The sequence below is a fragment of the bacterium genome (genome assembly GCA_040757115.1).
In the GTDB taxonomy this organism is placed as follows: domain Bacteria; phylum UBA9089; class CG2-30-40-21; order CG2-30-40-21; family SBAY01; genus JBFLXS01.
In genome coordinates this window covers 1-13568 of sequence record JBFLYA010000103.1, presented here as the reverse complement: position 1 = coordinate 13568, position 13568 = coordinate 1, and the positions used below count along the sequence as shown (strand labels likewise).

The window sequence follows — 13568 nt, the reverse complement described above, 5'->3', positions numbered from 1 at the left end:
TGTGATTTGGAATTTTGTAATTCACTCACTATTTTTTGCAACTCATGGTTTAGCCATAACTTTGCAATAATTCCTCTTCCTTGTGTTTTCAGGGGATTTCAATCTTCTAAAAATCACGAAACTATAGAGAATGAGAATTGCTGTCCATTTTCTCTTTTCTATCTTTTGATAGGAATTTTTCTTCAAATGGTTCTAAACATATCAGGGCAAGGAGAATGATAAGTGTTGTTATACCTGCGGCTAAGTAGAATCCACAGCCAACCGCTAATCCTACCGCGGCGGTGACCCAGAGTGTTGCCGCCGTAGTTAATCCTCGAATAGAACCTCCAGTAACGATAATCGTGCCAGCACCTAAAAATCCAATGCCACTGATGACATGCCCAACAATTCTACCAGGGTCAACATTTACTTCATCTTTGAAGGTATCATAAATAAATAAGGAAATAAGCATCATTAATGTCGAACCCAGACATACGAGGATATGTGTTCTCATTCCGGCAGATTTGCGGTGAATCTGCCGCTCTGCTCCAATAATCCCGCCCATAACCACGGTTAATAAAAGCCGTAAAATGATATCTCGAAAATCCATTATTTTACCTCCATTCAGTCCGGGAATGATGGAGTAGTGGAATAGTGATTTTGGGTAACCATTCAGCCACAGAGGCACAGAGTTCACAGAGAATTAGAGAAATTAGCCACAAATGGACACGAATTATAGCACTTATTAATCGAAATTTGACATAGATATAGCTATGAAATTCCAAATCACAAATTCCAAATTCCATTTAGTGAATTAGTGAATTAAGCGAATTAGCGAATTAGTAAAATCTAATCTCTAATTCACTAATCTCTAATTCGCTTTTTGGTATGTGGAATTTGGTGCTTGGGATTTGGGATTTTTCCCTTATCCACTCTGAGTAAAATTTTGACTAATAACTGCTATATTCCCTCTGTGTTCTCTGTGACTCTGTGGCTATATCCCTTTTTGGCGCCTTCACTCCATCACTCCCATCTGCAAAAACGCTATCATCCTCCCCTTATCCCCTCTTCGATGAGAAAAGAATAAATCACGCTCATCATAAGTGCAATATTGGTTGAGAATAATATTATTAATACCCAGTTCAAGCAATTGTTTTTTATTTGCCTTTTGCAGGTTTAAATAGCCATCCTTGACTAAATCTTTATCCTTGATTAATTCCGTCACATCATTCCCGACTTTATAACAGCAGACACCAATTGAAGGGCCAAATCCAACTATGAAATCTTCTGGCGAAGAGCCATAAAGCGTTATCATTTTAAGTATTGCCTTTTGAACAATACATTTCACCGTTCCTCGCCAGCCTGCATGGACTAAACCAATCGCCTTATTTTTTTTATCTAAAATAAATATTGGCAGGCAATCTGCAATTCTAATCGTCAGGCAAATTCCCGGGATATTGGTAATTAAACCATCTGCCTCTTGGGTTCCAAATTGATTAAAATTATTTTCCCCAATGACATAAATTTCATCACCGTGAAGTTGTGTTGTCCAGGCTATTTGATTAATCCCAAAAAGCTCGTTTAGTCTGGTTTTTATTTTTTCAGGGTTATCCGAGTTAAATTCTCCTATCTCTTTAGTTGTTACGCCCTGCAGGACGGATTCAAAAGCAGGCATAACCAGATAATTTAGAGGACCAATCTTTCTTACTTCCCATCCGTTATCCATTTTGCAACATCCTTAGCAAAATAAGTCAATATCATATCTGCCCCGGCGCGTTTGATTGAGGTTAATACCTCTAACACAACCTTTTTTTCATCAATCAATCCTTTATCTGCGGCGGATTTAATCATTGCAAATTCGCCACTCACATTGTAAGCGGCGACTGGATAATGGAATTTGGACTTGACACGATAGATGACATCAAGGTAAGATAAGGCAGGTTTGACCATAATTATATCTGCTCCTTCCTCTATATCCAATCTTGCTTCTCTTAGTGCCTCATTGACATTAGCAATATTCATTTGATATGATTTCCTATCGCCAAATTCAGGTGTAGATTGAGCGGCTTCACGAAATGGGGCATAAAAAGAAGAGGCATATTTCACCGCATAAGACATAATCGGGACATCTGTGTAGCCATTTTCATCTAACGCCTTGCGGATAGCCCCAACTCGACCATCCATCATATCTGAAGGAGCAACCATATCTGCACCTGCCTTGACATGTGATAATGAAATTTTAGCTAAAAGGTCTAAAGTTGGGTCATTGAGAATCTTCCCACCTTTTACCATCCCGCAATGCCCGGATGAGGTATATTCACAGAGACAGACATCGGTGATAATAAGTATCTCCTTTACCTTCTCTTTGATAACCCTGACCGCCTGCTGAATAATTCCACTTTCTGAATAAGCCTCTGAACCAAATTCATCTTTTCTTGCCGGTAAGCCAAATAATAGAATAGCCGGGATATTTAAACTAACGATTTGTTCTACTTCTTTGAGCAATTCATCTACCGAGAGATGAAAGTTACCTGGCATTGATGGAATTTCCTGTCTTATTCCTTTTCCATGAACAACAAAATAAGGCATAATCAGGTCATCAACAGATAATGTTGTTTCACAAATCAGTCTTCTGAAATTTTCATTCTGTCTTAATCTTCTTGGCCGATATTGCGGGAAATACATAGTAAAAGATTCAAAACCCCCTTTATTTTTTAGAACGCTCTCAGATAAATTTGGGTGGTGTCTGAAAATAACGCTAATAGTGAAATCTATGCAGATTTGGTGTCCAAAAGAGGATAAGGAGATAAAGGGAGATATGGAGATTATTCATTGTAATTTGCAAAATTTTAGAATGAATTTATCTCCTTATCTCCATAATCCCCATATCTCCTTTTCGGACACTATTTCAACCTTTATGCTAGATTAAGACACCACCGAATTTTTTATCCGAGAGGCTTCATTTCTCTAAATTGGCAGGAATACCACAAATGTTGTTCCCTTTCCAACTTCACTGTCTACCTCTATCCTGCCCTGGTGTGCCTCAATTAATCGCTGGCAGATAGCCAGCCCCAGACCTATTCCTTTGCCTCTGGTGGTATAAAATGGCTCGAATATCTTGCTTATATCCTCTGTGGTTATGCCTTTGCCCGTATCCGAGATGCCTATCTTGATAAAATCTCCCCCTCTTTCACTTTTTACTTTTAACTTTTTACTCTTAACTCCTCCCATCGCCTCAGCCGCATTCTTCACCAGATTAACCAGCACCTGACGAATGCGGTCAGAATCCACATTAATCTCCGGCAGGTCACTGGCTAAGTTTTGCGTTACATCGATATTAGAAAGAAGTTCTTCAGGGAGTTCCTTTATTGCCTCCTTGATTAATTTATTCACCTGGCACTTAGTCGTTTTCAACTCAAGTGGCTTTGAGAAATTCAGCAGGTCATTGATAAACCCGGTTGCCCTTCCTACGGCACTATCCATCTGCTGGATAGTCTGCTGGGCATCAATATCCTCTTTGTGAGTTATTTTCAGATAGTATAATCCTGATTTTATGACCTGTAATGGATTTTTTACCTCATGAGCGGCCTCAGCGGCAATCTGAGAAACCGCTGCAAGTTTCTCTACCTTAACAAGTTTATCCTGTGAATCCTGCAGTTCCTTATAGGTCAATCTTAACTGCCAATCCCTTTCATTTATTTTATCCATAGTTCTTCCTATAATTATCGTTATGGCATGAATAAGGATTATGGTTACGGTTGAGACCAGCAAAATATAGAAGATGGTAATCTCAAGATGAGGCGTATCGATAATCTGAATCATTCCCAGATACTCTAAAAAGACCATGGTGGTAAAGAAGAGAGAATAAACGATTGGGAGGATGATAAGACGCCTTAGCGGAAAGATAGGGGCACTCATCATAATGGGCATAAGATAGATGAAGACAAATAAATATCTCATCTCACCAATTAAATAGAGGATTGTAGTGAGGATAATGCCATCGATGACCAAAATCCATAGCAGATTGAGGATAAGTTGTTTGAATTTGACAAAAAGGGCTAAGTCTATTAAAGCAAGAATAGGTAAAAGCCCAACTAAAATGCAAACTTCTACCACAGGAAAATTGGGCCAAACCTTCGGCATGAGGAGATTAATGGCTATATTTATAAAAATAGCATTTATTATTCCTATAATTATCTGAAGTCTCAGACTTGTAATTATTTGATTAGTATTGTCTTTTTTTACTTGCATTTTTATACATTCCATCTTTTATTAGTTGTCGGTAATCGGTTATCAATAATTGGTTTCAAATATAGGTAAGCGTTCAGGTCATTACAAAATATCTAATAATAATGTAAAATGGGCAATGTAAAATGAAAAATGTAAAATGAGAGGATAGATGAAATGCAAGATGATTGGGAAATCAATTCTTACTGCCAGAACACAGAATTGACTTTTAAATTTTTAATTGCTCATTTTACATTTTACAGTTATTTTTTTAAGTAGCTGAACGTTTACCTAATTCCCTGCATAAATAGAGTCTATAGTCTTGTGTCTGATGTCCAGTGTCTGAATTGCAGTGAATAAAAAATAATTACTTGTGCTACTTACACCTGAACGCTTACAAATATAGTCATTATCAATTCCAATGTTCAATTTAAGTATAAAACAATTCTTTCCATTTTGTCAAGAGGCTGACCGAGAATTTTTTAAAAATATCGTAATCGTTTAGGTAACAGGAATAATATTGAATATCGAATGTAGAATACTGAATGTAGAATGATGAAGTTTCTAGTGTCATGTTGAACAAATAACGCACGGAATTTGATTCTGGTAACTGGTGATTGGTAACTGGTAATTAAATACCGTTCGGCTGAGCTCAGGACGAAACTATTTAACCAATTACCAGTTACCAGTTACTAATTATCCGTTTGCAGGTTATGAAATCTGATGATACCCCGTGCAAAACTTACTCAACACGACCCTAGCACCGTGCCGTCTCTCCTCTATTATTTATCCGTGCTAATTAGTGGCTGAACAGTTATCTCATACAAATCCACATCATTTTCCGAATAGAGAAGATGACAATATCTACCGAGAAATTCCTCAATTATCTTTATTTCTACACCTTTTTTGTCATAAAAGATTGCGGCTAATTGTTTATTTATAAGGATATGTGTAATTCCTTGTTTTCTTAACTCTTCTAATAGTTGTGGTGCACTCCCACATTTTCGAATCATTTTTAACATATGAGATGCCTCGAAGAAACTATCCGCTAAGTATTCCCGCTCACAATAAAACCCACGATTTTCCCATAAACAAAGGATTTTTGCACGGTCACTTAGTTTCTCATTTATATACTTAAATACCTTATATGGAGGAAATGTTCGGCTGATGTAAGCATCTTTACTTTCTAACCCGACCGCGGCCAAAACATCAGTCGAATACTGAAAAAGATGAGGAAGTTGAATGGAAAGGAGGATAATCAATGTCGGCGTCCAGATAGCTATCTTATGAATTTTGCCTTTGTGTGAAACGGCATCTATCACATAACTTACAATAATGCTCCACAGCGGCACAATAGGCAACAGATACCTCAAAATTTGAATAGAAAGACTCCATAATATAAAAAAGGACATAGAATAACATAATAAATAGATTATGACCTTATTTCTTTCCTTAAGGAAGATAAGAAAAGGGATAAAAATTAAATAGAGTGGACTCAAAATACCATCAAATATCTGTCCATAATTTCCATGAATAGTCATTTGCCAGGGAAGTAGGAGATATGATAATATCTCTTTTTTACCCATTTTACCAAACTGCCACTTTGCAAATTGGTCAGCAAGTTCCTTATCCCAGTTAATTCCGCCAAATAGATTATAAGCCGCTGGATAAACAGGATTGCCAGTAAATAGATAACTCTTGATAAGCCAGGGGATAACAAAGAGAGAGGAGATAAAAGCAAAAAGTAAGGTTTGCTTTGATATTTTAAAAAAATTAACCTGCTCTGAAAAAAAGAGTTTTATAAAAATCCCAGCACCAAGAATAAATGTACCAAAGACGGCGGTATATTTTGCGCCCATCATAATTCCACAAAATATCGCCATTAAAATTAACCATCGTCCCTTTTTCGCATCCTGATTCATCGGGTCTGACCATAGAAAAAAATCATAGCAGGCCAGGAGAAAATAATAAGTTACCGCTAAATCTATATAGGAAATGTTAGCCACAAAAAGTGTCACAGGATTTAGATAAAAAATTACCATTGACCATAGACCTATCTGTTGATTGAAGTATCTTTTACAAAAAGAATAGATACATAACAGGGTTAAAATCCCGAATGAGAAATGGATGAGTTTAGCCACAACAGGATTTTTCAAAGAAAGGGCTATGGTATAAAGCATCTCGATATTGAAAGGCATATTAGAGGCAACAATATGAAGAATTGGGATAAATCTATGTTCTTTTAGATAGAATTTTGGAACATTCAAATGATAAACCGCACAATCCCAGGAGATATGAGGTGTCAATGTGCTAATTAAAACCCCAAGAATAGTAAGACACAAAATAACGGCTAAACTTAAATCAAGTAAAGAATAATTTTTTGTCTTTTGGGAAAGATTAGGTTTCTTTTTCTGTTTCTGAGGGATGAGTTTTTTTAAATCTTTAATACTCAAAAAGATAATGGCTATCATTACCCCACAGACCGCTTGAGTATATAATAACCCAGCCGTGGCTAAAAAAAAGGTTAAATACATTAATACCCCAAACCCAAGCCCCATAGAAAACAGGAATTTTTCTAATCCTTTAATCTCGATTTTAAAAAGATTGAAAAGAGTATGCCCACCAAGAAATGCAGTAAGTAAAATGAAGATAAGAAAGAACAAGACACTCGAGATTTCAATTAAGCCCGTAAGTGTCTGATAGAGCGAAGGGTGATGTTTATAGTAATTTATTGCCACCAAACCAAACCAGATAATAAGAGTTAGTATAAGGATAGAATTAGGAATAGACAAGCGTTTAATATTACTCATTTATTTTTTAATGCGTCCCGGTTTCAAAATAGGTTTAGTAGAAAATCTTTCCATATCTTTAACATCCATTATACAACGAAAGCCAAGCCACTCTGCGCCCTCTTTTTCATTCTTAGCGGCCCAACGGATAGTTACTCGAACATCTGGAGATATATTAAGAAAAGAACCTCCACGCATTGTGTGCATTGTTTTATCCTTACCTTTCCACCAAATACCAGAAGTCATCTCCCAGACATTGCCCGCCATATCACTGATTCCATAAGGACTATTGCCTGATGGAAAACAGCCTACATTTACAGGGCCATAGTTTGCCTGTTCCCTGCCGTTAAAATTTCCTTCATCTGGCGTATTTCCCCATGGCCATATCCATCCTTCGGTCCCTCGTGCCGCTTTTTCCCATTCATCCTCAGTTGGTAACCTTTTCCCTGCCCATTCGCAGTAGGCTTTCGCATCTTCCCATCCTACACCGACTACCGGTTGACGCTTACCGTTGAATTGAGGCCAGTCCCAATATTTCGGAGCTCGATGACCTGTTTCTTTCATAAAGCGTTCATATTGTTCATTTGTAACTTCGTAACGGTCTATGTAATAATTCCCAAGAATTTTATTTTTCATTGGGAATTCAGATTTATAGATATCCATCATTGGTGTCCTAAGTCCTCTTATAAGATTTCTAATGTCATTCTGGTTCATACCCGAAATAAATGGACCTTCAGGGATTAGCACCATTTCAGCCTTATCTTTTATTGATATTATGCTTTTAGGCAATAAGCGCTGAGCCTGGACATTAGAAATAATGATGAATATTAAAATAAGAAGAAAAAACTTCGGAGTTAAAACGATAGACTTAATTGCATAAATAATACTTTTTAATTTCAAAGTCATAATTACCTCTCAATTTTTACTTTTGAGCAATATTGATGGATACGAAACCTGCTCAGTTCCTAATACTATCGTATACTTTTCATAACCATCTTTTTGGGTTATTAACTTAATGCGGTCTTTGTTTCGGTCGAATTCCAGCTTCATCTCAAAAGAACCATCCGTATCTGCTGTTTCTTTTCCAATTTCCTGTTTATTATCTGTATTAATAGCAATGATAGTTGCCCCGCTCAAAGGATTACCTGATTCATCACGAACATTACCCACAACATAGACTTTGTCTCTTTTAATCTCTATCTGTTGCGAAGGGTTATTTGGTCGTCCCAACAGTCCGGTTTGATGAAGTGCGATTAGAAGTCCACCTATTGCGGTGACAAAAGCAGATATTCCAGTGATAATACCTGGAATTGTAAGCCAAAAATTCTTACTCTCATTATCACTCATACCTGACATCTTCCTCCTTCGTAACTATTCGCCTCACTAAGATACGGAGGCATATTTCGTACCTGTTTAGCGTGGTCAGAGAGCACAAATGAATGGTACTGACTTAGTGCGAAACCACTTCAAACACAACAAGTTGTGTAATACAAAATCAAAAATTAAATATTAAAATGCAAAATGACATATCAAATATCATATCAAAAATCAAAGAGCAAATATCAAAATTAAGGAATTCTTTTATTCTTATTTTTGATTTTTAATATTTGATTTTTTTTATTGCCTTACAAGTATTTTTGCATTTTGCTTTGTCATTTTGCTTTTTACATTTTGATATTTGCATTAAGCTCTTCGTGGAATATTTTACATCGGCATCTTATTATTTACCAAAGAGTTACGCCTTAAATTAGCATCATTCAGAACACGCTAAACACATACGCACATTTCTTGTGCCGTCGTATCTGAAGGGCTACCTTTATCTAAAGACATCAATGAATCTACCTTTGATTGGATGAGGAATTGGTTGTATCTCTTCAAGATGAATATTATTTATTTGTTTATACTGGTACTGTTTTTTCCACCAGTATGGATTTTTGTTACGGTCACCTTTTCTTTTTTCAATTTGTTCTTCTTCTGATAATTGAGTGGTTTGAACTGATGTTTGAGAAGTTTCAGCCTCTAATTCCAGTTTACCTGCTATTTGTTCTTGCCAGGCATTTATCTGGTATATCCCGGCTTGTTGCATTCTACCTACTTCTGCCTGTTGAGCTAAATTAACCTCTATGTCTAATGGTTCCATTCTTTATTTCCTTTCAATATCAGTTTTACCGAACCATAACACTAATGATATTATCAAGTCCTATTTCGGATGTTCCCTGGTCGTGAATAACAGTTAATTTCGGAATCCCCTCGATAAATTTTACCTGATATACCATGCCTGTGAAAATCTCACCGTTTACCGGGTCTGTAAAATTTACTACTGTATTAAGGAGGGATAATGCTTGAGTTTTTAGCATAGAACTATTAAGGGATGCGAAATTAGTAGTCAATTCACTGAAATTTTCGTTCAAACTAATCAATTGTTGTAAATTAGAGAATTCTGCCATTTGACCAAGGAACTCTGCATTATCTAGTGGGTCCAATGGATTTTGGTATTCGAGTTGAGTAACTAATAATTTTAGGAAATCAACTTGAGTTACTAAAGGAGTAACTGCGGCCATCTTTCTTTATTCACCTCCTTTAATTAATATCGACATAGATTATTAAAAACTTAACAGGGGAAGAGGTCAAATTTCTGTAACCGTTCAGGCTATATATCAAAAGTGTAAGAAAGGGGATAAGGAGATAAGGGTGATATGGAGATAAGATAATAGAAATAGATTGAAATTTATAGAAATAGGTAGAAATTGATTGTGGAAAACAACAAATTTCGGTGGTGTCTCAATCTAGCATAAAGGTTGAAATAGTGTCCGAAAAGGAGATATGGGGATTATGGAGATTAGGAGATAAATTCATTCTAAAATTTTGCAAATTACAATGAATAATCTCCATATCTCCTTTTATCTCCTTATCCCCTTTTTTACACCAAATCTGCATAGATTTCACTCTTAGCGTTATTTTCAGACACCACCCAAATTTCCATAAATTTCTATTAGTTTCTACTAATTTCTAATAAATCTCCCTATCTCCTTAATCTCCACATCTCCTTTTGTTACACCACCTGAATGCTTACAAATTTCTGTCCACTGCTCTCTGTTATCTGAATGCTTACCCCTTTTCAAACTAAAGTGGACCACCAGTGATTATCTTCCCCTGGCTAATGTTAAGACAAAGACCTGTTTTGCTCCTGCTTTCATAAGCACTTTACTGCATTCATTTACAGTTGCTCCGGTGGTGAAAATATCATCGACTAATAATAGATGTTTGTCCGTAATTATATGCTGATTTTTTACCGCAAATGCACCTTTTATGTTTTGTATCCGCTGTTCCCTTTCCAGATTCATCTGCGGCGTGGTAAATCTAATTCGTTTCAGGTCAAGATTTAATGGTAGATTAAAATACCTGCCAATATGAAAGGCTAACAGTTGTGCCTGATTAAACCCACGCACTCTAAATCTTTTTCGATGTAATGGCACCGGGATGATAAAGTCAATCTGGCTAATTAAATCTCCTTGTTGTTCTTTAAGATAATTAACCAGTAATTCGCTTAGTGGCTTTTGCATACATATCTTCTTTTCAAACTTAAATATATGAATACTCTCTCGTAAAATACCTTCATAAACACCCATTATTCGTGCTTTAAAAAAGTGTCTTTTGTGAATCTGGCATTCTTCACATAGGGGTTTTTCAATCTCGTTAAATGACTCGACTAACATCTTTCCGCACTTATCACAATAAGGAGGACTGACCCTGTTTATCTTTGAGAAACATTCATTACAGATATATTTTTCTGCTAAAGTTGGAAGCAATTTACCACAAGTTCTACATTTAGATGGAAAGATAAAATTTATTAAATCATCAAAAAGATGCATTTTCGTCCCATTCTGATTCTTTGTAAGCGTTCAGGTGGTAATTTACCGCAGAGACGCAGAGGAACAGAGAAATAAATCAGATAACAGAAAAGATTATTGAGGCAATCATTGGAATACATAGGACATCAAAACCCAATTGTTAATCAATCATGAGATGTCGGTCCTCAAAAGATTGCACTGATGAAAATCCGTGATGGAATCCTGCGTCTGGTAAATAGTTTTTAATTTTTTCTCTGCGTCTCTGTGTCTGTGCGGTGAACGGTTACCAAAAAAGTTGACTTTAAGGAATAATAAATATATAATATTACCGATGAACAAATGGCTATCGTTATTTATCTTCTTTTTTACTTTTGGTGTTTATCTTCGAACATTAACTCCTGGAGTTGGATTAGATGATAGTGGTGAATTGGCTACCTGTGCCTATTTATTAAGCATTGCCCATGCCCCTGGTTATCCCCTCTATCTTTTACTAGGTAAACTCTTTACCTTTCTTCCATTTGGCGAGATTGCCTTCAGATTAAACTTAATGTCCGCTCTCTTTTCTGCACTTAGTTGTAGTTTGATATTTCTCATTATCTTTTTCATTACCCAGTCTCGATTTTCAGGGTTAATGTCCAGTTTTTGTTTTGGGTTTTCTTATACCTGCTGGACGCTTTCGACCAAAGCTGAGGTCTATACACTTAATATTTTCCTTCTAAGTCTATTAATCGTAATCTTTTTAATCTGGCGGCAAGGCAAAAAAACACTTTTGCTTTACCTTTTCTTTTTTATCTATGGTTTAAGCCTTGGGAATCATCTGACAATTATCCTTTTTCTACCTGTTTTTTTCTATTTTATTATCAAAGAACGAGTTAGACAGCTGGGTAAATTCATCCTGCCTTTTTTCCTCGGTTTGAGTATCTATCTTTACATTCCCATACGGTCATTTGATGATATTATCGTAGTCAACTGGAGTAAAGTTACTACTTTCAAGGATTTTTTCAACTATATCTCTGGTAGCCACTTTAAGAAATTACTCTTTTGTAGCCCAGTTTTTGAGGTCACTAAAAATTTGTGGCATTATTTTCTCTTACTCATTACCCAATTTCCTGCTTTTGCCTTTAGTTTCGGAATTATAGGTTTCCTTAAATCATTTAATAAAAATTTTACACTTCTTATCTCTTTAATGTGGTTATTTTTGGTTATCTTTTGTATAAATTATGACATTGGTGATATTTGGAGTTTATATCTTCCCACTTATCTATTCTTTTCATTATTCATTGGCATGGGGATTTGGTTTTTAATCAAAAGGACTTCGCCGCATAAACAACTCTGGACACAAGCCATTATAATTATTAGTTTATTTTTTTCTTTTCAATTACCATATTGGCTGGGTGGATATAAAATTGACCGGAGCAAGTATTTTTCCCCCTATGACTTTTGTTCTCAAGCATTACGCTGGCTACCCCATAATTCTTTAGTCATCTCTAATTGGGGGTATGCGACTTGTTTTTGGTATTGCCAGAATGTTTCTTTTCTCCGCAAAGACATTAAGGTTATTACTTGCAAAAAGAAAAAGGGAAATTTAGAAATAATGATAAAAAAATACCCTTCTTATTCTTCTATCTATCTTATTTATCCCCGATATGAATATTTTTCAAGTCCAAGGAATGCTATTTTTAAAATTTGTAAAAGGGAAATAAAGAAACTGAGATGAGACTATTTTTCTGGGATTTGTTTTAATTTAGCATCTATTTTCCGCGTTAATCTATCAAGTTTAAAATCAATAGTTTTTTTTATCTTAAATAGCTCATCAGCGATATGAAGAGCGGCTAATATTGCGATTTTGCCGGTGGAGACAGTATCCGTTTTTTGGGTAATATTTCGCATTTTTTCATCGACAAATTGAGCCAGTTCTGCCGTATATGTAGGATTTTCATCACTTTTAATGGTATAACTAGCGCCAAAGATTTCTACCTCGATCTTATTTTGCTCCATAGCAGTTTAAATATCCCCCTATCGAAGGATTTATCTTAACACCTTTTCGGTCATAGTAAGTATATTATTTATTCTTTCCTTCAATTGTTTTTGTTCATCCTTCAATGATAGATTTTCGGATTTAAGTGCCTCAAGATCGCCATAAGGAAACTCGGCTATTCGTTCCTGGAGTTGTTGGTTTTCTTTCGTTAAGCGTTCTATTTCATCCAATAGTTTATTTACCCGTTCTTCTAATCGCGTCAAATTATCTATCGTCATTTTTACACCCTCCTCACTTACATAGAAGATAGCTTATTAACTTTAATCGTCAATTTTGATTTCCGTCTGCCCGCATTATTTTTGTGAATAATGCCTTTACTCACTGCCTTATCCAACATTTTAATGGATGTATTTAAGGCATTTTTTGCGGATTCGACATCTTTTTTCTCAACTGCCTCAATTACTTTTTTAGTATAAGTTTTTAGAGTTGATTTAACCGCAACATTGTGTTGTCTTCTTGTTTCATTTTGTCTTGCTCGTTTAAGAGCAGATTTATGAATTGGCATTTTTAACTTCCTCCTTATAATTGGTAACTTAGGATTCTGCAAAACCAGGAAACTGTAGTTTTTAAGCGGGTATTTAAAACCTCTATTTTTATCAATTTCCTCCAAAGAGCAAAATGCAAAACTCGTTTATAGTTTATAGTTTATAGTTTATGGTTTATAGTTTATGGTTTATAGTTTAT

16 protein-coding genes are annotated in these 13568 nt (G+C 35.7%); 2 read left to right on the top strand and 14 right to left on the bottom strand.

The window, feature by feature from the left end; translation table 11 throughout:
* Window positions 1-121: 121 nt before the first annotated feature.
* From AB1422_10465 to hemB, 3 genes are all read right to left on the bottom strand, one after another.
* A complete protein-coding gene (locus AB1422_10465) occupies window positions 122-589 on the bottom strand; it encodes an MgtC/SapB family protein (protein ID MEW6619739.1) in 468 nt (155 codons plus the stop codon).
* Window positions 590-994: 405 nt separating this feature from the next.
* On the bottom strand, window positions 995-1705 hold the full coding sequence (gene pgeF, locus AB1422_10460; GenBank protein MEW6619738.1) for a peptidoglycan editing factor PgeF: 711 nt from the start codon (window positions 1703-1705) through the stop codon (window positions 995-997).
* Window positions 1684-2664 (bottom strand): porphobilinogen synthase, encoded by a 981-nt coding sequence (gene hemB / locus AB1422_10455; protein MEW6619737.1) that lies wholly within the window; start codon window positions 2662-2664, stop codon window positions 1684-1686. Before hemB ends, pgeF begins: the two co-directional genes overlap by 22 nt.
* 88 nt (window positions 2665-2752) lie before the next feature.
* On the opposite strand from hemB, the gene AB1422_10450 reads away from it, so the two are divergent.
* Window positions 2753-2908 (top strand): hypothetical protein, encoded by a 156-nt coding sequence (locus AB1422_10450; protein ID MEW6619736.1) that lies wholly within the window; start codon window positions 2753-2755, stop codon window positions 2906-2908.
* Window positions 2909-2946: 38 nt separating this feature from the next.
* Here the strand turns inward: AB1422_10450 and AB1422_10445 are convergent, their stop codons facing one another.
* From AB1422_10445 to AB1422_10410, 8 genes are all read right to left on the bottom strand, one after another.
* Window positions 2947-4245 (bottom strand): ATP-binding protein, encoded by a 1299-nt coding sequence (locus tag AB1422_10445; protein MEW6619735.1) that lies wholly within the window; start codon window positions 4243-4245, stop codon window positions 2947-2949.
* A 743-nt stretch (window positions 4246-4988) separates the two neighbouring features.
* Window positions 4989-7016: a glycosyltransferase family 39 protein gene (locus tag AB1422_10440; protein MEW6619734.1), complete on the bottom strand. Its 2028-nt coding sequence runs from the start codon at window positions 7014-7016 to the stop codon at window positions 4989-4991.
* Window positions 7017-7901: an SUMF1/EgtB/PvdO family nonheme iron enzyme gene (locus tag AB1422_10435; GenBank protein MEW6619733.1), complete on the bottom strand. Its 885-nt coding sequence runs from the start codon at window positions 7899-7901 to the stop codon at window positions 7017-7019.
* Between the two features lie 9 nt (window positions 7902-7910).
* Entirely contained in the window at window positions 7911-8342 is a 432-nt protein-coding gene (locus AB1422_10430) for a carboxypeptidase-like regulatory domain-containing protein (protein MEW6619732.1), read from the bottom strand.
* Between the two features lie 469 nt (window positions 8343-8811).
* Window positions 8812-9135 carry a hypothetical protein gene (locus AB1422_10425; GenBank protein MEW6619731.1) on the bottom strand — a complete coding sequence of 108 codons (324 nt, stop codon included), beginning with the start codon at window positions 9133-9135 and terminating at the stop codon, window positions 8812-8814.
* Window positions 9136-9160: 25 nt separating this feature from the next.
* Window positions 9161-9556 (bottom strand): flagellar hook capping FlgD N-terminal domain-containing protein, encoded by a 396-nt coding sequence (locus tag AB1422_10420; GenBank protein MEW6619730.1) that lies wholly within the window; start codon window positions 9554-9556, stop codon window positions 9161-9163.
* Window positions 9557-9776: 220 nt separating this feature from the next.
* Window positions 9777-9932: a hypothetical protein gene (locus AB1422_10415; protein MEW6619729.1), complete on the bottom strand. Its 156-nt coding sequence runs from the start codon at window positions 9930-9932 to the stop codon at window positions 9777-9779.
* 206 nt (window positions 9933-10138) lie between these two features.
* Window positions 10139-10867, bottom strand: coding sequence for a ComF family protein (locus AB1422_10410; GenBank protein ID MEW6619728.1), 729 nt, complete (start codon window positions 10865-10867; stop codon window positions 10139-10141).
* 310 nt (window positions 10868-11177) lie between these two features.
* Between AB1422_10410 and AB1422_10405 the strand changes: the two genes are divergently transcribed.
* Window positions 11178-12563 (top strand): DUF2723 domain-containing protein, encoded by a 1386-nt coding sequence (locus AB1422_10405; GenBank protein MEW6619727.1) that lies wholly within the window; start codon window positions 11178-11180, stop codon window positions 12561-12563.
* A 2-nt stretch (window positions 12564-12565) separates the two neighbouring features.
* Here AB1422_10405 and AB1422_10400 read toward each other — a convergent pair whose 3' ends face one another.
* From AB1422_10400 to rpsT, 3 genes are read right to left on the bottom strand one after another with little or no spacing between them, the layout of a single operon-like run.
* Window positions 12566-12844, bottom strand: a complete 279-nt coding sequence (locus AB1422_10400; protein ID MEW6619726.1) for a cell division protein ZapA — start codon at window positions 12842-12844, stop codon at window positions 12566-12568.
* Between the two features lie 30 nt (window positions 12845-12874).
* Entirely contained in the window at window positions 12875-13102 is a 228-nt protein-coding gene (gene zapB, locus AB1422_10395) for a cell division protein ZapB (protein ID MEW6619725.1), read from the bottom strand.
* Between the two features lie 17 nt (window positions 13103-13119).
* On the bottom strand, window positions 13120-13389 hold the full coding sequence (gene rpsT, locus AB1422_10390; protein ID MEW6619724.1) for a 30S ribosomal protein S20: 270 nt from the start codon (window positions 13387-13389) through the stop codon (window positions 13120-13122).
* Between the last annotated feature and the right edge of the window lie 179 nt (window positions 13390-13568).